The 18,486-nt window shown below is 68.4% G+C and carries 13 protein-coding genes, 1 tRNA gene, 1 other RNA gene and 3 pseudogenes; 7 read left to right on the top strand and 11 right to left on the bottom strand.

The window, feature by feature from the left end; genetic code table 11:
- Positions 1–40: 40 nt before the first annotated feature.
- The 5 genes and pseudogenes from C7M71_RS16570 to ffs form a co-directional block, all read right to left on the bottom strand.
- Complete coding sequence (locus tag C7M71_RS16570; RefSeq protein ID WP_111489880.1) at positions 41–709, bottom strand: DUF5063 domain-containing protein; 669 nt, start codon at positions 707–709, stop codon at positions 41–43.
- Entirely contained in the window at positions 702–1,301 is a 600-nt protein-coding gene (gene recR / locus C7M71_RS16565) for a recombination mediator RecR (protein ID WP_111489879.1), read from the bottom strand. Before recR ends, C7M71_RS16570 begins: the two co-directional genes overlap by 8 nt.
- A 167-nt stretch (positions 1,302–1,468) precedes the next feature.
- On the bottom strand, positions 1,469–1,816 hold the full coding sequence (locus C7M71_RS16560) for a YbaB/EbfC family nucleoid-associated protein (protein WP_111489878.1): 348 nt from the start codon (positions 1,814–1,816) through the stop codon (positions 1,469–1,471).
- A gap of 125 nt (positions 1,817–1,941) precedes the next feature.
- Positions 1,942–4,076, bottom strand: a pseudogene (locus C7M71_RS32640) (DNA polymerase III subunit gamma and tau).
- A gap of 58 nt (positions 4,077–4,134) precedes the next feature.
- An RNA gene (gene ffs / locus C7M71_RS16550) (signal recognition particle sRNA small type) lies at positions 4,135–4,231 on the bottom strand.
- A 106-nt stretch (positions 4,232–4,337) separates the two neighbouring features.
- Between ffs and C7M71_RS16545 the strand changes: the two genes are divergently transcribed.
- Positions 4,338–4,422, top strand: a tRNA-Ser gene (locus C7M71_RS16545).
- 187 nt (positions 4,423–4,609) lie between these two features.
- Here the strand turns inward: C7M71_RS16545 and C7M71_RS31855 are convergent.
- Positions 4,610–4,834, bottom strand: a pseudogene (locus tag C7M71_RS31855) (DUF2201 family putative metallopeptidase); the annotation flags it as partial.
- Positions 4,835–4,948: 114 nt separating this feature from the next.
- On the opposite strand from C7M71_RS31855, the gene C7M71_RS16535 reads away from it, so the two are divergent.
- On the top strand, positions 4,949–5,398 hold the full coding sequence (locus C7M71_RS16535; RefSeq protein WP_111489645.1) for a hypothetical protein: 450 nt from the start codon (positions 4,949–4,951) through the stop codon (positions 5,396–5,398).
- The gene (locus C7M71_RS16530; RefSeq protein ID WP_111489644.1) at positions 5,395–5,937 is read left to right on the top strand and encodes an SMI1/KNR4 family protein; all 543 of its coding nucleotides are present in this window, start codon (positions 5,395–5,397) and stop codon (positions 5,935–5,937) included. The genes C7M71_RS16535 and C7M71_RS16530 overlap by 4 nt, the downstream gene beginning before the upstream one ends.
- A gap of 56 nt (positions 5,938–5,993) precedes the next feature.
- Here the strand turns inward: C7M71_RS16530 and C7M71_RS16525 are convergent, their stop codons facing one another.
- Positions 5,994–6,476, bottom strand: coding sequence for a nuclear transport factor 2 family protein (locus C7M71_RS16525; RefSeq protein WP_111489643.1), 483 nt, complete (start codon positions 6,474–6,476; stop codon positions 5,994–5,996).
- A gap of 105 nt (positions 6,477–6,581) precedes the next feature.
- Between C7M71_RS16525 and C7M71_RS16520 the strand changes: the two genes are divergently transcribed.
- Positions 6,582–7,505, top strand: a complete 924-nt coding sequence (locus tag C7M71_RS16520) for a LysR family transcriptional regulator (RefSeq protein ID WP_111489642.1) — start codon at positions 6,582–6,584, stop codon at positions 7,503–7,505.
- 114 nt (positions 7,506–7,619) lie between these two features.
- Here the strand turns inward: C7M71_RS16520 and C7M71_RS31845 are convergent.
- A pseudogene (locus C7M71_RS31845) lies at positions 7,620–7,756 on the bottom strand (DNA-binding protein); the annotation flags it as partial.
- Positions 7,757–8,442: 686 nt separating this feature from the next.
- Between C7M71_RS31845 and C7M71_RS16510 the strand changes: the two are divergent.
- Entirely contained in the window at positions 8,443–9,309 is an 867-nt protein-coding gene (locus C7M71_RS16510) for an SDR family oxidoreductase (protein WP_111489641.1), read from the top strand.
- 472 nt (positions 9,310–9,781) lie between these two features.
- On the opposite strand, the gene C7M71_RS16505 is transcribed toward C7M71_RS16510, so the two are convergent.
- A complete protein-coding gene (locus tag C7M71_RS16505) occupies positions 9,782–11,545 on the bottom strand; it encodes a hypothetical protein (RefSeq protein WP_111489640.1) in 1,764 nt (587 codons plus the stop codon).
- A gap of 1,054 nt (positions 11,546–12,599) precedes the next feature.
- Here C7M71_RS16505 and C7M71_RS16500 point away from each other — a divergent pair.
- Together C7M71_RS16500 and C7M71_RS16495 are read left to right on the top strand one after the other, a co-directional pair.
- A complete protein-coding gene (locus tag C7M71_RS16500) occupies positions 12,600–13,034 on the top strand; it encodes a hypothetical protein (protein ID WP_111489639.1) in 435 nt (144 codons plus the stop codon).
- Positions 13,024–15,003 (top strand): hypothetical protein, encoded by a 1,980-nt coding sequence (locus tag C7M71_RS16495; protein ID WP_162824278.1) that lies wholly within the window; start codon positions 13,024–13,026, stop codon positions 15,001–15,003. The genes C7M71_RS16500 and C7M71_RS16495 overlap by 11 nt, the downstream gene beginning before the upstream one ends.
- A 34-nt stretch (positions 15,004–15,037) precedes the next feature.
- Here the strand turns inward: C7M71_RS16495 and C7M71_RS16490 are convergent, their stop codons facing one another.
- Both C7M71_RS16490 and C7M71_RS16485 read right to left on the bottom strand, forming a co-directional pair.
- The gene (locus C7M71_RS16490) at positions 15,038–16,327 is read right to left on the bottom strand and encodes a serine/threonine protein kinase (protein WP_111489637.1); all 1,290 of its coding nucleotides are present in this window, start codon (positions 16,325–16,327) and stop codon (positions 15,038–15,040) included.
- 62 nt (positions 16,328–16,389) lie between these two features.
- On the bottom strand, positions 16,390–18,168 hold the full coding sequence (locus C7M71_RS16485) for an HsdM family class I SAM-dependent methyltransferase (protein ID WP_162824277.1): 1,779 nt from the start codon (positions 18,166–18,168) through the stop codon (positions 16,390–16,392).
- Between the last annotated feature and the right edge of the window lie 318 nt (positions 18,169–18,486).

Genomic DNA, 18,486 nt, shown 5'->3' with positions numbered 1-18,486 from the left:
TGATGAGACGTCCGTTCCAGGGTACGGTCCGTCCACCCGCTTAGCGGGGCTGCCGGTGCCGACCCAGCTCGGCCGCCATCAGGGCCCCGGCCTGCGCCTCCAGCTGCTCGTCGGTGAGGCCGTCGTCGTCGGTGTCGGTACCGTCCGGGATGTCGCCCAGCGGGCTGTCCAGCCGGACATGCGCCACCAGCGACTGCAGGGCGCGCAGCACGCCGGTGCAGGTGGAGCCCCAGTTAGAGAGGTAGGAGAACTGCCACCACCACATGGCCTCGCTGATCCGGCCCTCGCGGTAGTGGGTCAGGCCGTGGCGCAGATCGGTGACCACCCCGGCCAGGTCGTCGGAGATCCGGAAGGTGGCGGGCTTCTCCGGCGGTCCGTACGGGTCGAAGACCTCGTGGTAGACGTCGATCGGTGCCAGCAGCTCGGCCAGCTTCTCCCGCAGGTCGTCGCCGTCCGGCTCCGGGCCCGCGTCCGGCTCGAACCGGTCGTCCGGAAGGACGTCCTCGATCGCGCCCAGGCGGCCCCCGGCCAGCAGCAGCTGCGAGACCTCCAGCAGCATCAGCGAGACCGCGCTGCCGGGCTCGTCGCCCTTGGCGATCTCGTGCAGCGCCAGCACAAAGCTGTTGACCGAGTCCGCGATCTGCACCGCGAACTCGTCCGGCTCCGCACCCGGGGCATGGCCAGAGGTGGCGTGTACGGCGTCAGACATCGAGCAGTCGTCTCCCTTCGAAGGCCCGTCCGAGGGTGACCTCGTCGGCGTACTCCAGGTCTCCCCCCACCGGCAGGCCGCTGGCCAGACGGGTCACCTTGAGACCCATCGGCTTGCACAGCCGGGCCAGATAGGTGGCCGTCGCCTCCCCCTCCAGGTTGGGGTCGGTGGCCAGGATCAGCTCGGTCACGGTGCCGTCCGCGAGCCGCGCCAGCAGCTCACGGATGCGCAGGTCGTCCGGGCCCACCCCCTCGATGGGGCTGATCGCCCCGCCGAGCACGTGGTAGCGGCCGCGGAACTCGCGGGTCCGCTCCACCGCCACCACGTCCTTGGGCTCCTCGACCACGCAGATCAGCGCCGGGTCGCGGCGCGGGTCCTGGCAGACCCGGCACAGCTCGGACTCGGCCACATTGCCGCAGACGGCGCAGAACCGCACCTTCTCCTTGACCTGCTGGAGGGCGTGGGCCAGACGCCGCACATCCACCGGGTCCGCCTGCAGGATGTGGAAGGCGATCCGCTGCGCGCTCTTGGGCCCGACGCCGGGCAGCCTGCCCAGTTCGTCGATCAGGTCCTGAACTACGCCTTCGTACACGTCATGCCTTCCCTGAGCCGCCGCCGACGGCGGACGTCCGTGGCCATCATCCAACGAGCCGGGCGCCGGACACACCGTCCGACGCCCGAAAAACCTGTGACGTTCTTGTCCGATCCGGCGGAACCGGCAACGGCACAGCTCGGAACGGCATGGTCAGAACGGCATGGTCAGAACGGCAGGCCCGGGATGCCCCCGCCCGGACCGCCGAGACCCTGCGCGAGCGGGCCGAGCCGGTCGGACTGCATCTTCTGCGCGGTGGCGGTCGCGTCGCGTACCGCCGCCAGCACCAGGTCGGCGAGGGTCTCGGTGTCCTCGGGGTCCACAGCGGCGGGCGCGATGGTCAGCGCCACCAGCTCACCCGCGCCGGTCACCGTCGCCTCGACCAGGCCACCGCCCGCCGTACCGTTCACCTTCGCCTCGGCCAGCTCCTGCTGGGCCCGGGCGAGCTCCTCCTGCATCTTCTGCGCCTGCTTGAGCAGCTGCTGCATATTGGGCTGGCCACCACCGGGGAACACGGCTCACTCCTACCTGAGGATGACGACGTCGTACGACATGTCGAGCCTACGTGCTGGCTCCGCCGACCGGGGACGGCCTCCGGGGACGGCCTCCGGGGACGGCCGCTGCCGCCCTGGCCGTCGACCTACTCGTGTCGGATCTCCTCCAGCACGGTCGCACCCAGCTCCCGGACGATGAGGTCCTGGCCGGAGAACGCCTCCTCGTTGAGGTCCGGGTCGTCCTCCTCCGGGATGTCGTCCTCGGGGGCGACCGGCGGAGGGGGCGGGGGGCGGCCTGGGCGGGTGCCGGAGCCTGGGCCGGGGTGGTGGGCGCGGAGGTGCGCTGAGCCGTCTGCTGGGCCGGGGACGGTGCAGGCGCCGGGCTCTGCGCGGGGGCCGGTGCGGGCGCGGCGGGCCGTGGGGCGTCGAAGCCACCGCCGCCGCCCCAGCCGCCACCGCCACCATTGCCGCCGCTGCCACCGCCGCCCGGGGAGGGTGGCGGCGCGGAGCCGCCGGACGGGTCCACGATGGCCTCGATACGCCAGTCGGCGCCCAGCGTGTCGGCGATCGCCTGGCGGAGGATCTCATCGCTCTTGCCGTTGACGAAGCTGTCACGGGCGCCCGGGTTGATGAAGGACACCTGGAGCACGCTGCCGTCGAAGCCCGCCACCTGGCCGTTCTGGCTGAGCAGGATCCAGGTGAAGCGGCGCCGGTTCTTCACCGCCTCCAGGATCTGCGGCCACAGCTGCCGGATCTGCGCCGCTCCCTGCTGCGCGGCGGCGGACGGCTGGGCGGCGGACGGCTGGGCGGCCACGGGCTGCGGCGGCGACACCGGCTGGGCCGGGGCGGGCTGCGGCGGCTCGGCTGCGGTCGACTGTGCGGTTGGCGGGGCGGCCGGGGGTGCCGACGGCGGGGTGGCGCTCCCACCGGGCGAGAAACTGCGCGGGATCGGCCAGGCGCCGGGCGCGGTGGCGGGCGCCGGTGCACCCGCAGGGGCCCTCGGCGGCTCGGGGGCGGCGGCGGGGGCAGCCTGCGGCGGTGCGGCTTGGACCGCCGGGGCAGAGGGCGCCTGCTGCACCTGCACATGCACAGGCTCCGCCACCGGTGCCGCGACCCCGCCCAGGGCCGCCCGCCGCTCCAGCTTGTCCAGCCGGGCCTGCAACGACAGCTCGTCGTCGTACGCCCCGGGCAGCATCACCCGGGCGCAGATCAGCTCCAGCTGGAGCCTCGGCGCGGCGTTGCCACGCATCTCGGTGAGCCCGGTGTTGACGATGTCGGCGGCCCGGCTGAGCTCGGCCGGGCCGAACGCCTGGGCCTGGCCCGCCATGACCTCCACCCGGTCGGCCGGGGCGTCGATCAGCCCCTTCTCCGCCGCGTCCGGCACGGCCGCCAGGATCACCAGATCGCGCAGCCGCTCCAGCAGGTCGGCGACAAACCGCCGCGGATCGTGCCCGCCCTCCACCACCCGGTCCACCACCCGGAAGACGGTGGCGCCGTCATGCGCGGCAAAGGCGTCCACGACCTCGTCCAGCAGCGTGGCGTCGGTGTAGCCGAGCAGGGCGGTGGCCATGCTGTACGTCACGCCCTGCTCGCCGGCCCCGGCCAGCAGCTGGTCCATCACCGACATCGAGTCCCGGACCGAACCGGCCCCGGCTCGCACGACCAGCGGAAAGACGCTCTCCTCGACCTGGATGGACTCCCGGCCGCAGACCTCGGCCAGATAGTCCCGCAGGGTGCCGGGCGGGACCAGGCGGAAGGGGTAGTGGTGGGTGCGGGACCGGATGGTCCCGATCACCTTCTCCGGCTCCGTGGTCGCGAAGATGAACTTCAGATGCTCCGGGGGCTCCTCGACCACCTTCAGCAGGGCGTTGAACCCCGCCGAGGTGACCATGTGGGCCTCGTCCAGGATGAAGATCTTGTACCGGCTGTGCACAGGCGCGAAGAACGCCCGCTCACGCAGCTCGCGCGCGTCGTCCACACCACCGTGCGAAGCCGCGTCGATCTCGATGACGTCGATCGAGCCCGGACCGCCCCGCGCCAGGTCCGTACAGGACTGGCACACCCCGCACGGGGTGGGAGTCGGCCCCTGCTCGCAGTTGAGGCAGCGGGCCAGGATGCGTGCGCTGGTCGTCTTCCCGCAGCCGCGCGGGCCGCTGAAGAGATAGGCGTGGTTGACCCGGTTGTTGCGGAGAGCCTGCTGGAGCGGACCGGTCACATGCTCCTGACCGATGACCTCCGCGAAGGTCTCGGGGCGGTAGCGGCGGTACAGGGCTAGAGACACGCCACCGACGATATAGGGACGGACCGACAACCGGCGCCCCCGTCCACCGCCCCCCAGACGACAGGACCCCCCGTGCACCCGCCAGAGCTCACCTACCCTTGCTGCCTTCCGGCCCTGGGGGGGTTCAGCGAGATGACGCCGCACGAGGGGCTGGCACCAGAGTAGCGGATCCCACGCCCACTCCGAACCGCGGCTCGGACCCCCCACCGGTCACGGGTAGTGGTTCGCGAGCACCCTCCGGCATCTAGTAAGCTCTCCCACGGAGGATTCGCCTAGAGGCCTAGGGCGCACGCTTGGAAAGCGTGTTGGGGGCAACCCCTCACGAGTTCGAATCTCGTATCCTCCGCACCCGCCCACCTGGGCAGATGAGGGCCCCGACCGGTTTCCGGTCGGGGCCTTCGTCATGCTGTGGTCGCAGTGGCGGATCAGGCGTTGATGGCCCGACGCTCGTCCGTTCCGAGGCTGTGAGTGACCCGCGCCGAAATCCGATGGCCGGCGCTGCGTCGGCTCCCAATGCGGGCGACCGCGCCTTCTCAGCTGATGGTGACAACGCGGGCCCAGGGTGGTGGGCTGTCCGGGGTGTAGTCGGGGTTTTCCTCGTCCACTGCCCTCGCTGGACGGGGGAAGAGACCAACGACGGTGCGGCAGGGCGGCTGGGCTGAGGGCCAAGGGGTTTGACCGTCCGTCAGCACGACGATCACGTCCGGGCGGGGCCGGGAGCTGAGCGCCCGGGCGAAACCGGAGCGCAGATCCGTTCCTGGGATCAGCGAGGGTATCTCTGCACCCTGGTGTCGCGCGTTCCGCACGGTTGTGGTGCCCCACCGCTGCTCCAGTCTGTGGCCGTGTCGGTGCCTACCGCTACGTTTCGTTCCGTGGCGAACTCCTACACCGTGTTGTGGACCAATGACCTGTGCCGCGGGGTGGTGCCTGGTGGCCGGGTGTTCGCCATCCGTGCCTGGCAGGCCGCGCTCTACACGGTCTGCGCGATGGAGGTTCGGCAGATCGTCGACTACGACCGAGCCGGCGCGGAGTTGGCCGACGAGGACTATCCCAAGCTGATCCATTGGCACCCGTCGAAGAGCGGGTGCATCTCGGAAGTCGTGCTCGGTGCGCCGGGGACCCCGATCCGGTTCGACGCGCCCCTGCCGGGTGACTGCCTGGAACAACTCACCTCCACTTGGCGGCGCGGTGAGCGAAAGCTCAAGTACGTCGAGGACGGACGGCTCTTGCGCGCCCTGAGCCTGCAGGGCATCTACCGGCTTGCTCCGGACTCGGCGCACATCGTCACTCGAAACCTCACCGATCAGGCGGCAGAAGCATGAGCGACCTTTCCGACCTGGTGCGGCGAGTCCGTGAACGCGCCGTCCAGCAGGCAGAGTCTCTGCCTGCCTGCGTCACGGACCAGGACGTCGCGGCTGCCGAGGGTGAGCTCGGCTTCGCCCTGCCGACGCTTCTCGGTCTGCTGTACCGGCAGGTGGCCAACGGGGGCTTCGGCCCGGAGTACACCCTGCTGCCCCTGATCGGACAGGGACGGACGGCTGTGTCGGAGTACGGCCCCCTCCGCAGGGCTGCCTCCGGCTACTGGCCTCGGGGAGTGCTGCCCATCCTGGACTGGGGCTGCGGCATGTATGCCGCCGTGGACTGCTTGGATCCCGCAGCGCCCGTTCTGCTCTTCGAGCCGAACGCGGGCCCTGACGACTGGGCCGAAGCATGGTTTCTCGACTCGCCGTCCCTGGCAGCGTGGCTGACCAAATGGCTGGAAGGGGCCGGCTGGTGGGAGGAGGAGATCACGTTGGCCGAGGACGCGCAGGAGCCCACGCCCTGGCCCGATGCCTCACAGCGTCTCGCGGCGGACCGCTGAGCGAGGTAAAGAGTGTTGACGCGAAGAGCCGCAGCTCGGTTGTCGCCACCGGTATCTCACGCCCCCGGGAAGGCCATGGGCTGGTCCAGGAGGATCGTGTGGTGGACGATGCGCCAGGCGCCGTCAACCCGACGCAGTCGGGGCTGGTAGTAGCCCGACTCGATCGGGGTGATCGTGCCCTGCGCGCCGAACGCCCCCGCGGGCCAGCCGTCGGCCGGACGCTCGTCGCCCTGGATGCTGAAGACAACGAACTGGGCGTCGAGTGCCGCCTCGTCACCGTCGACCTCGACGAGGTGGTCCTGGGTCGTGTGGTGACTCCACCCGCGCGGCGGGTGCGGCACCATCATCCCGGCGACGGCGTTGCCGATGGCCTCCGCTCCGGTGATCTCGGCGAGCTTCTCCCGGGTACCGCCGTTGCTGTAGTAGATCTCGACAACAGCGTCCTCCACGAACAGCGCGGACATCGCCGCGCCGTCGCGATGGTCGGCCGCTCGCACGTACCGGGCCAGCACCTGGGCCACCGCGCGCTCGTCGTCCATCTTTCTCTCCTCTGACTTCTTGCCGGTCTGAGAACGAGTCCAGCGTGCCGCCCAGCAAGCGGAGGGAGCGATGCCGACTTCCACACAGATCATTACCCTGAAGGTATGGATCGTCTCGAGGTTCGACAGCTCGAATACTTCATCGCGGTCGCCGAGGAGCTGCATTTCAGCCGCGCCGCCGAACGACTGGGCATCGCACCCCCACCGCTGTCCCGCGCCATCGCACAGTTGGAGCGACGCCTCGGTGTCGCCCTGTTCGAGCGGACCAGCCGACGCGTCGGCCTCACGCCTGCGGGCAAGGTCTTCCTGACCGACGCCCGCAAGGCATTGCAGGCAATCGACCGCGCTGCCCAGCGAGCGATCCATGCCGCAAACGGCGCCTTGCGCATCGCCGTCGCCCCGGGCATGGGCTCGGGGCTGCTGCGTGACCTCCACCGCCGTTACGAGACACACCACGGCCACGACACGATGCAGCTGATCTTCACGCGTGATCAGGCCACAGCCGTACGAGCCGGGCAAGCCGACGTCGCCCTGCTCTGTGCGACCGAGGACCTCCGCGACCTCGAGAGCAGCGACGTCGCCCAGGAGTATCCGGTGGCCCTCCTACCCGCGAACCATCCCCTCGCCGAGCGGCCCGACATCTCCCTCGCCCGCCTGCGCAGCGACCCCGCCTACGTGCCCGAATGCCCCGTGACCAGCCTGGACGAGCTCATCGATCGCGTCGCACTCGGAAGACTCGTAGTCGTTGTAGGTCACAGCGTCACTGACCGCCTCGGCTCTGCCGTCGTAGGGGTCCCGGTCACCGGCCTGCCCCCGACCGACCTGCTGCTCGCGTGGTCGGCAGAATCGCGCGACCGCCGGATCGCGAGCCTCCTTGATCTCGCCCACGGCTCGATGCTGGCGATGCAGGCGCCGGCACCGAGGACGGTCAAGGCCGCGGCTGCTTCCGCCACGGCTACGCGATCTGGCGGTATCGCGGGCGCGAGGGCGAAGCAAAGGGCTTCGGCTGGCGCGACTTCCGCGACCTGATCATCCGTGCCTACGCCCGGTTGCTCGCCTCGACCGTGCGATGGGGGAGCCTGGACGTCGACATGGCCCGGACGCTTCACGTCGTCGTTCTCCGGCTTCGTGGTCGTCTGGCTGCACGCCCACGGGCCGCACGCGATCACCGCAGAGCCTGGCCATTCGTCGATGTCCGAGGTCAGCATGATCACCGGCCGTTGTTGTCGGAGTGCCATCCCTGCCACGGCTGCATCGATGGCGTACTTGTGGCCGTGGAGGCGGCCAGCCAGGCCGTATGTGAGCCAGTCGTTCACGGCGTCGGCGACTGTGTAAAAGACCTCCGTGAGCTTGTTCTTCGCCAATGCAGCCCACCGTCACCACGACCACGACGCTGGTCATGAGGCAGCCTCCGCCGGCTGGCTCTGGACGAAGTCCCGTACCGCTCCGGCAGGGATACGGCGAGCGCCATCGATCCTGATGGAGGCAAGCCGATGGCTGCGAGGCCCATAGGCGGCGCTCCGGGTACGGCGGGTCGGGAGCTTGCAGCCTTCGATGAGGCGGCGTGCGTGGTCGGGGACCTGGTGGCGGTCGAGTTCGGAGAGTTCGCCGATGCGGCGGTCGAGGGTGCCGGTGCCGCGCGGTCCCGTTGCGGAGGCGCTGCGGCAATGCGTCGGCGCCGTCCATCCGGGCTAATTGTGGATCGGTGGCGCGTGGCGCCACGCCGAGGATAGTAAAACCCGCCCGACAATGGATCCGCCCACCGGCGAAATAACCAAATTGACTATCGCAGTCGGCTCGGCCGCTAACACCGATGCAGCGATCACTGCAACGCGGCGGGCGTTCGCCCATGGCCTCGCTGGAGGGTGGTGCTCATCTTGTCTCGAGCGGGCGGCCATGCAGCTCAACGTCGCGTCGGCTGGTTCCGCCATCAACTTTCGCTCAGCCCGAAGGGAATCTCATCACCATGGCCAGCAGGGCGGAACTGAGGAAGGTACTCATCACCGGCGCAGGTTCCGGGTTCGGGCACGAAGTCGCCATGCGACTGGCGGAGAAGGGCTTTGACGTTATCGCAGCGGTGGAGATCTACGGGCAGGTCCAGACGCTCAAGCGTCAGGCGGCCGAACGAGGAGTGAGCCTGCAGGTCGAGAAACTCGATGTCACCGATGACGGCGATCGGCGGAAGGCGCTGGCGTGGAACGTCGAGATCTTGGTGAACAACGCAGGCGTGGGCGAGGGCGGCTCCACTGTCGACATCCCCGCCTTCAACATCCGCCACGAGTTCGAGGTCAACGTCGTCGGACCGCTTCTTCTCACCCAGGGGATCGCGAAGCAGATGGTCAAGCGGGGTGCCGGAAGAATCGTCTGGGTCTCTTCTCGAGAAGGCCTGAACGTCAACCCATTCACCGGCATCTATTCCGCCTCCAAGCACGCCGTTGAAGCCATTGCCGAGACCATGGCGTATGAACTGCAGGAATTCGGCATCGAGGTTGCAACCATCAACCCTGGGCCGTTCCTGACCGGCTTCAATGACCGAATGTTCCAGACCTGGGAGAGTTGGGAGGACGACCCGTCCGAGCGGCTCTTCGATTACGCGAAACTCGCGTTCCCCCGAGCGCAGTTCGACCCTGAGCCGGTATACGCGACGATGACCGCGGTTGCCGCCGGCGAGGTCGACAGCTACCGCAACCTGGAGCCCAAATCGATGATCGAGGAGACCAAGCACCTCCAGAAGGTTCCGTGGGAGCGAAAGGTCACGGAGGGTCTTGGGACCCGACCCCAGGCCCTCCAGAACTCATACGAGATGAAGCCCGAGACCCCAGTCTCCGAATGAACCTCCCTCAGTCGCCGGCGAGCGGACGCTGAGGCCGACCGGGCGCCGAGAGCTGGGAAGGGGGGTGGGGTCGGACGAGACTCCGGGACCATCAAGCGGGAGCCTCTTCTGAGCCACCCCCCTTGGCCGCCCCGACCAGGACGAACTCCTTGCCGTCGGCGTCCTTGTAGTGCGAGGCGGCGTAGTTGGTGCCGCCGAGCCCTGCCTGGTCTCAGTTTTGGTCTCATCCACCCCTGTTCGGCCAGGTTCAGCAGTCCCCTACGCCGTCCCCGGCCGATTCGACACCGCACCGTTTCACCGCGACGGCCACGAGCGCGAGGTCCGCGCATTCACTTAACGGCTGTCGGCCGCCACGGGCGAGGATCTGCCCCGCGCGGTTGCGGTCGACGTCGGGCTCCTCCACGACCCCGACACCGGCCGCGAAGGCTGGGCCGCAGTCGAGGCCAACATGCTCTGGTTCGCTAACAACTACTTACACGGCATCGCCGGTGGGGGCCTCGGATCCAGACGGTTCCACAGACCTCATACCGGCGCTCTCCCCCTTCGTGCCCGCCTCCGGCGAGGCGTGGCGCGGCCGTCGGAGCTGAGCCTGTTCGTCGTCCGGGATGTTCATCGACTCGGCCAGCACGGCGGCGAGCGCGGCCACATGAGTGTTGTCGGTGTCGGAGTCGAAGTGCCACCGGATGTTGTCCTCGGACGTGATGAGGTCGATCACCGAGCGCCCGCTTCCGTCCCGTGCGGCCGGTGCCCGGACATATCGCACCCGGTCGATCGGGATCTCCTGACCGATCTCGCCCTGCCCGAGGAATGCGTTCGTCCTGGCCGTGATGATGCGGCGATCCGTGACGGCGACCAGATTCCTCGCCGCCCCCTTGTCCACCGCCGGCGCCACCTTCTCCTTTGCTCCATCGAGGATCGCACCGATCCGGGCAGGGGCATCGAGGCCGAGAACGCGGAGGGTCTCACCGTCCTTGAGGAACCATCGCAGGATGCGAAGGTACCGCTCGAGATCCAGTGACTTGGGCGCGCAGACAACGTCGGGAGCTTCGAGCGGCGGGACTGGTGGATGGAGAGCGTCGGCAAGAGGCTGGATTGCCTCCAGGAGTTGGGCACTGGTGAGGCGGGCCTTCTTCGCGTCCTTCCGCTTCCCGATCAGCGGCACGCGTCCAGGGAGCTCGGCGATGATTCGCAGCTCCCGCGCCAGCGAGTCGACGAGGCTCGTTGTCTCGGCCAGGGCGGAGCTGAGCTCCTCGCCGGTCTCGCGCTCGATGATCTCGACGAGCCGTGCCTCGTCGGCTTCTTCGCGTCCAGCGGCCCTCGCACGCGCAGCGTGGAGCGTCTGGTATCCGGTCCATGCCTTGAGCGAAGACAGGAGGGCATGGGCGTCGAAGATGATTGCCTTGGCGTTCGTGTCGAGATACTGGCGTCGGCCGTGTGTGTCGAGCCAGCCGAGTTGGCGGACGTGTTCACCGACGTTCAGCCGGTACGTCTCGCGCTGCTTACGCAAGGTGTCCTCTTTAGCCGCGACTTTCTCCCACTCGGTCGTCGTGACCGATCCGAGCTCTCGCGCGCGGCCGACTGCGCGATCGACGGTGTCGACGAGTGCGGTCAGCTCGGCCCACTGCCCGTGGCGCATGGTCGTGAGGACCTCGCTCGTCAGCGCGATGTTGGTTCTGACGAGGCCTGCGACCTGGCTCAGCATCATCTGAAGCGCGACCATGGCCAGTGCCGGCCCGATCGCGGCCGCGACCCCCGCCGCGCTCACCGCAGTCACAGGAATCCAGCGGGCCTGATGAACTATCCGGCCGTTGGCAAACACCGCTCCGAGATTCGCGCCGTCCTTGACGGCGAGCGTTCCGCCGGCGCTCAGAAACGCCCGCGTCGCGTCACCGACTCTGTATACCCCCTCCACACTGGCGAATGCGTTTGCGAAGTTGCCGCCCACGGTCGCCGTGTTGCCGATCGAGGCGAGGGCCGCCGAGATCCGCACGCGGTCGTCAACCGACACGAGCCCCAAGTCGACCGGATCGAGCTTGAGCTCCGCGATGAGCTCCGCAGGGACCTCCCCGAAGGCGACGGCAACCCCAGGCCGCACCTCCACCAGGACCGTCGATGCCGCCGCCGAGTTGCTACCCGAATGAGGTGACGGACAGTCCGCAGCGGCTGAGTCGACGGTATCGCTCCGGCCGTTCCCCTCCGGCCCGGCGGCCTCCATCGAGTCAGAAAAGTCCTGCATGCGATCTCCTCCCCGCGAGGGCGTGCAACGGCATGACGTCGTCGGCGTCCGCTACCGCAGAGTACGGCAGGCCGCCCTGCGGCGAGTGACGTTTCTCAGTGAAGATCACTTCAGATTCCGCCCGAGGACGAGGGCGGCGCGGGCGATGTCGCCGATGCGGCTGGCGGAGATCATTTGCTGAGAACACGTCAGTGGCCCTCCTCTATGCGAACACGCTCCAAGCACCAGGCAGGGCGACAGGCGGGCGACCGTGGGGATGGCCCGAGGGTTGCAGTCGGGGTTGCATTCACCCCCGTTCAGCCGGTCCGGGCGGCGGCGGTCGAACATATCCGCTGCAGGTCAGGACGTCGGCGGCCATCCTGAGCCCCCAGACGAGCAGTTGGAAAGCGTGTTGGGGGCAACCCCTTACGAGTTCGAATCACGTATCGTCCGCACCCGCCCACCTGGGCAGATGAAGGCCCCGGACCGCTGAGCGGTCCGGGCCAACGTCGTCCCAGGTTGCAGTTTTGGTTGCCGTTGCCGCCCTGCCAACACCCTGAGCGCTTCTGGGGTCCGGCTACCGTCCGAACCTGCCGAAGCATGGGGAAGCAGCGGCGCGGACCACAGACGGCCGCCCTCAAACCGATCACAGCCATCAAGGCGGTGGTGGTGAATGACGGACTGCGGAACAGCCCGATCAAGGATTCAGGCGGGGCCGAGCCGTCTCCGGTGAACGGCTCCAGCTCCCCCAAGAGACCAAAGCGCCGCTTTGCACAAAGAGCGATGTATTGACTACCCTCGGTTGCGAGCGACTGGTTCGACGCCTCTCATCATGGCAATCGCGTTCCTCGGCCACGGGTACAGGCCGGAAGCCCGGTCGCCTCGCCGTGCTCCCTCGGGAAAGGGACGATCCTCAGTCTCCCCCTCGGGCCGGATGATGCAGGGCCCGGACGGCATCAGAGGTCCCGTGCTTTTCTGTACGGCGATCGACACGGGTGGAGGTCGGCGGTCGGCATGTCCGCGCTCTCGCTCTGCCCGGTCCGATCACGACCGGGCAGTCGGATGCCGCACGCCGATGGACTCATCGGTCGACTTCTGGAGCGCTCTCTTAACCGAGACGATCGACCATCCCATTCCCCTCGACCAGTCCCAGGTGAATCTGGTGGCCGCTGTTCTGCAGCAGGCTGTGTGGGACTGCCGACCACCGGCTGAACAGGCCGCGCATGACGGCCGGGACGACGGGATCACGCTCGGCCGCCTGGCCGCGCACTGGACAGGCATCGCGGAGCGTGAAGAGCACTGTGACGTCATCAATGTGAACGGCGAGAGGCTCTACGTAGTGCCTCTGTCCCTCGAGGGCTGGTACCAGGTGCGCGCCGCACTCAGCGAACACGCCACACGGCTGTCGCTCAAGCCGTCCGACAATCCGGAGAGCCGCGAGAACCGGCGACGCGCACGGCAGGCACTGCTTCTCGTGGATCGCATCAAGGAAGCAATCCATGAACGATGAACCCATCGGCGGAGAAGACGAGACCCTGTCAGGATGGCGGCCACTGGCCTACAAACTGCCGCGACCGACAGCGGTGGACAACCTGGCGACCGCTTTGTCGACGCGAGGGCTCTCCGACGCTGCGGCCTGGACACTGGCACGATCCGCCGTACGCCCGGACGACATGCGGCGCAAGCTGACCGAGGCAACGGAACTGAGAGTGCAGGGCGGAACCCTGTCCATCGTCGAGACCCGGCTCTGGTCCGCCTCGGTGATCCCCCATCCCGCCAACCCGCGGGAATATGGGCGTCGCCAGTACCCGCTCGGCGGTTCCGGCAGCACAGTGGCGACCACTCCCGAACCGGGGTCCTTGATCGGCCGTGACGCCGAACTCGAACTCTGCATCCCGACGCCCGATCTGTTGGCACAGCGCCTTGAGGACACGAAGGATCGCCTGCTTCGGGAGAACCCACTCGCGTACGACATCGCCGCGGAGGGTGTGCTGCAGCCGCTGACGGTGGTCGCGCTCACCGTCGTGCATGCCAATGGACATCCCCGCGCCTCCCTGCTGGTGGCCGCGGACGGTTCGAGCCGTGTGAGTGCGGTCCACTCGCTCCTCGACTACTCACCCTGCAGGGTGGCCTACGAATGGGGGCGCGACGACCGGAAGTACCGGAAGGAGATCAACCGATGGATCCGGCACGCGCAGAAGCAGGGCTGGGACGGCCTTCGCGAGGATGAGCGCCAGAAGTTGCGTGCCCTCACCGTCCCGGCACGAGTCGTCGTGGGCTTCGATCCGCACTCGCAGACGAATCAGCGCTTCCACACCGCGGTTCGCAACTTCATCGGGCTGACGCACATCCGCCCACCGAGGCCCTACGGGCCCGCGGTGGAGAACGAAGCGAAGGCGGACGCCGTCCTGGATAGCCTCGTCGAACCGGCACGTACCGGCCCAGCCCACATCACGGACGCGGAGAAGCATTGGTTCGCCGCGACGGTCACGGCCGAGGAGGTGCTCGCCAAAGGGCTCAGCCGCCATTCCGACGTCAGGGCCGCGAGCATCGTCAAGTCCCTGTTGGGCGGCGGTGTCGGAACCAGCCGGCGGGTGAACGAAGGCATCAGGTCGCTGACCGCGAAGCTGAGGCCCAAGCGCGAGGAACGCGTCGACATCGCCGTCGAACTGATCCTCCGACCGTTGCGCGCCGGGAAGGAGGGCGACCTCGGCTTCATCCGGTCCCGTCGGGCGGCCTTGCAGCGCGTCTACCGGTTGCCCGAGATCGAGGACCTGCCCGCCGGCCCCCTGATCGAATCCGATGAGGGGGGAGGTCGGGCCCTCGAGCAGTTGCGCGACCAGGCGCTCGAGGAGGCCGGCCTCGGTCACGGCAATGACGGCCGGCTGAGCGTCGCCCAGACCGAACTCGCGGTGAAGGCGGTCTACTACATGGCGGTGGCGGAGCCGATGGCCTTGCAGCGGGAGATCTTCGGCGGATCCGGGGACGAGGACGACCGGTCCCCTGCCACGGTGCTCCGGGCGATGCTCTCCTGTCGCCGGGGCATCCTCCAGGCCTACGAGGTCGTTCGCGCCGGACGGCGGGGCGACAAGCTGTACGAGGTCGGGGAGTCGGGCCACCGAGTCGTCACAGCCACCGGCAGCCACCGGGAACTGACCGACAGCCTGGTACGTCACGCCTACACCGGTGAACCCCTCGCAGAGGCTGCGGTGGGCTACCCGGCCGCCGCCGTCCGCTGGGCGTCGGTGAGGAATTCCGTGGACTCCCTGCAGAGGAACGTGAAGGTCATGGCGGCCGTACCGCAGCAGGTCGGCGGCAGGAGCCAGGTCGAAGAAGAGGGCTGGGACCCTGCTGCGGTTGCCGCCCTGCGCGAGGACCTCGATCACATCGACCGGAGCGTCGCCCGCTGGTCGGATCGCCACAAGGAGTTGGAGCTGCTGCGCGAGGCGGAGCAGGATCCCACCGACACGATCGACTAGGAAGTGTATGAGGGCAACGCCTTCGCCGCTCGCCTCATTCGCATCGCCGCATTCCCTCCGAGGCCTCCTTGACGTACCTCTCCAGCGCCGGCACCCCATCAGTGTCGTGATGCGCCTCCTTGTAGGTGTGGAAGGCCTCGCTGCGGTGTCCCCCGGTTTCCAGGGCTTCGGCCAGCTGGAAGCGCAGGTCCAGCACGTGGTTGTCGATCCTCCCGTAGTGCCTCATCGCGGCGGGCAGCCGGTCCTTGATCAGTTTCGCCGCTCGGGCCGGGTCACTGAGCATCACTTCCCCGGCCTGCCGGCGCAGGGCCTCGACCTCATCACGGTGCCGGAACACCGGGGTCGTCGGCATGGTGGTGGCGCGCCTCCGTGCATCGGACACCGGTTTCATCGGGGCGCACGGATTCGAGTACGGCAGGGTCGGGTCGTGCTCGATCATGCCTTCGGGGGCGGGGCTCCCGCTCTTCGGCAGATACCTACGCAGACAACGATTGACCTCGTCCGCAGTACCGGGCCTGTCGGCGGGGTCCTTGCTCAGGAGCGAGTCGGCCAGATCGAGGAATTGGCGCGGGAAGTCGGGGTTCACCCGTTCCAGCGGAATCGGTGACTCGTACAGGTGCCACCGCTGGTAGTCGAAGGCGCTGGCCCCCTTGAATACCGGCCGCCCTGCCGCCATTTCGTAGATGACGCAGCCGAGCGAGTACAGGTCTGACGACACCGTGGCAACATGCCCCTCGAATTGCTCGGGGGCCATGTAGTCGACGGTACCCGGCATGTCCCCCGTCTTCGTGAGTCTGGTCCTGCCTGTCTCCTCGGCGAATCGGGCGATACCGAAGTCCAGGACCTTGATCAGGCCTTCCCGCTCCGTGATCATGACATTCTCAGGCTTGATGTCCCGGTGCACGATCCCCAACGCATGCGCCTCCGCCAGCACGTGACAGATTCCCACGGCCACACTGGCCACCACACTCAGCTCCAACGCGCCATGCTCCGCCATGAAATCCCTCAGGGTCAACCCTCGGATGTATTCCATGACCAGATACGGGTAACCATCCTCCTCGCCGTAGTCGAAAATCTGCAGGGCCCCCGCCACTTCGACCCTGGCAGTCGCGATCACCTCCTGTGCGAACCGCTTGACCAGTTCCCTCTGACCTCGCGGGTGCACGGAGTGCAGCTGGGGGAATTTGACGACAACGACACGTTCCATCCTCTCGTCGTACGCCTTCCAGATTTCGCCCATACCCCCGGGGCTGAGGAACTCATCCAGACGGTAGCGACCGGCCAGCACCAGTCCTCTGCGGGATTTCAGCACTGATTCCACCATTTCCCGGGATCTTCCCGAGCCGTACGTCGACGCTCCGGGGCTCCTTGCCCCAGCGCCTGCGATCACCTATGCGACGGCTCCGCCGGCCCGACGGAGCCGTCGGCCAAGGCGTCCTGCAGTCGCTGCGCCATGTCGCGCCCGTCCCCGGCCAACCGGTCCAGGGACTCGTTGAACCGGGCCAGCTGTTGGAAGGCCCGCCCGATCCTCCGTTGTTCGTCCAGGCCTTGGACCGGTACGGAGAGGCGGGCGCTGTCGATCCTCGTGCGGCTGCCGGAACTCGACGTGCTTCCCGCGTAGCGCCTGTTCGCACCGTGGGCGAGCGTCCCCGCCAGGAACCAGCTGTCGACCACCGACGGGTCAGGTCTGAGCACCGTGACTCCGGGGCCCGGCACAGCCCCGTACTCCGCCGGGTCGGCCGGACGGGTTCCCTCAATTCCTCCGGTGAACAGCAGGACATCGCCCTCGGCAACCGCTTCCTCGGGCAGGGCAAGGACCCGCCCCGTCGGCGCCGTACGGGAAACTCCCTGATGCACGGTGATGACCGGGTGCTCGGTCAATCCCTCCCGCGCGGAATCGCGCCTGGACGTCCCGCGCCACATCCGGACCGCGCCCGTGCGCACGAGGTCGTCCAGCGAAGCCAGGGCAGGGGGCTCGGCAACAGCTTCCGCCACGACCGGCGGACCGGCCGACAGTTTCATCAGATCCTGCCCGAAACGCGAGCGGTCCTCCTCCAATCGCCGAAGGTCGACGGCGTCGCCAACCTCCCGCTGGACGTACCGGCTCGGGGTGAGGTTGACCTCGTTGTCGAGGAGGTCGTGCGCCGGCAGTATCCGGCAGACCTCGCTGTCGGACCCGGATCCGTCGAGGAACGCCCGCCACTGGGACACCACGACGCGGTGGACCAGCGGCCACTCGCCCGCCCCGTCCGCTCCGTCGACTGCCGAGGTGGGAACGCTTTCGGCATCGATGAGGAGGACCTGCGGCGAGCCGTTGTCATCCGGCGGCCCGGCGAGCCAGAGATGGGTTCCCATCCCGTGGACGGACGAGGCGCCAGACGGCAGCGCGACGACCGCGCGCAGCGCTCCGCGACGCACGAGTTCGGCCCGGATACGTCGCCCGGACGGCCGCACGGCAGCTGCCGCAGGCATCAGCATAGCGACGTACCCGTCGCTGTCGAGATGGGCCAGCGCGTGCTGGAGCCACGCCAGCTCCGGTTCCGCGTTCGGAGGAAGGCCGTAGCTCCAGCGCGAGTCGTAGCCCAGCTCGTTCCGCCCCCAGGAGCGCTGGCCGAAGGGCGGATTGCAGACGACGGCCTGGACGCGGTGTCCGGAGAAGGCGTCGTCGAGTAGCGAGTCGCCCGCCGCGAGCACGGACTCCGCATCGGACCTGAGTCGGAGCCGAAGCCGGGCCACCTCGGCGAGGTCGGGGTCAAGGTCCTGACCGTACAGGAACTCGGCTCCGCCATCGGCCATCGCGCTGAGCAGTCCGCCCGTCCCGCACGCGGGATCGAGGACCGTCCTCGGGGTCGCACCGTTGCCGGCCGCCACCACCTCGGCCATCAGAGCCGCAATGGGTGCCGACGTGACCTCCACCTGCCGTGCGTGGGCCTGGGTCCACCGGTCCAGCAACGCTTCGAACACTTCCGACGCGCCGAGGTCGGCGCTGAGCCGCCCCACCTGGTCGACGAACTCCTGAGGCAGGTCGGTTCCGTCGTCGCCTCGGCCGGGCTGCCACTCGCCCGCGATCACGGCCCCAGTGGACGCCAGCACCGCGGCGGGACGCGCGGGGTCGCGCATCGCATTCATCCGCCGCCACAGCTCGCCGAGGGGCGAGACCGTCACGGCACGTCCATGTTCCCGGAGCCAGGCCACGACCTCGTCGAGTGAGAACTGTGGGCTTACGGCCGTCCCCGCTACGGGGCCGGGAAAGTCGGGGTGCCGTCTGCGCCAGTTGCTGACAGCAGCGGGCCCGACACCGGCGATACGCGCGATCTCCGCGGCCGTAACCATCGCACCACTCGTCATCGTTAACTCCCTCTACTCGATTCGTATCGAAGCGGAAGAATACCGTGTAGTCAAGTCACCCAAACGAGCTGGTTGACACACTTCACACATCATGCTCTCATGGTGCTCCCTCAAAGCCCGTCCAGACCTGGAGAC

The sequence above is a fragment of the Peterkaempfera bronchialis genome, from assembly GCF_003258605.2.
Lineage (GTDB): Bacteria > Actinomycetota > Actinomycetes > Streptomycetales > Streptomycetaceae > Peterkaempfera > Peterkaempfera bronchialis.
This window is presented reverse-complemented; position numbering and strand designations above follow the sequence as displayed.

What these genes read in the sequence shown, in the direction of transcription:
- C7M71_RS16570 (WP_111489880.1), bottom strand. Translation starts at nt 709, where the DNA reads ATGTCTGACGCCGTACACGCCACCTCTGGCCATGCCCCGGGTGCGGAG.
- C7M71_RS16530 (WP_111489644.1), top strand. Translation starts at nt 5,395, where the DNA reads ATGAGCGACCTTTCCGACCTGGTGCGGCGAGTCCGTGAACGCGCCGTC.
- C7M71_RS16525 (WP_111489643.1), bottom strand. Translation starts at nt 6,476, where the DNA reads ATGGACGACGAGCGCGCGGTGGCCCAGGTGCTGGCCCGGTACGTGCGA.
- C7M71_RS16520 (WP_111489642.1), top strand. Translation starts at nt 6,582, where the DNA reads ATGGATCGTCTCGAGGTTCGACAGCTCGAATACTTCATCGCGGTCGCC.
- C7M71_RS16510 (WP_111489641.1), top strand. Translation starts at nt 8,443, where the DNA reads ATGGCCAGCAGGGCGGAACTGAGGAAGGTACTCATCACCGGCGCAGGT.
- C7M71_RS16505 (WP_111489640.1), bottom strand. Translation starts at nt 11,545, where the DNA reads ATGCAGGACTTTTCTGACTCGATGGAGGCCGCCGGGCCGGAGGGGAAC.
- C7M71_RS16500 (WP_111489639.1), top strand. Translation starts at nt 12,600, where the DNA reads ATGGACTCATCGGTCGACTTCTGGAGCGCTCTCTTAACCGAGACGATC.
- C7M71_RS16495 (WP_162824278.1), top strand. Translation starts at nt 13,024, where the DNA reads ATGAACGATGAACCCATCGGCGGAGAAGACGAGACCCTGTCAGGATGG.
- C7M71_RS16490 (WP_111489637.1), bottom strand. Translation starts at nt 16,327, where the DNA reads ATGGTGGAATCAGTGCTGAAATCCCGCAGAGGACTGGTGCTGGCCGGT.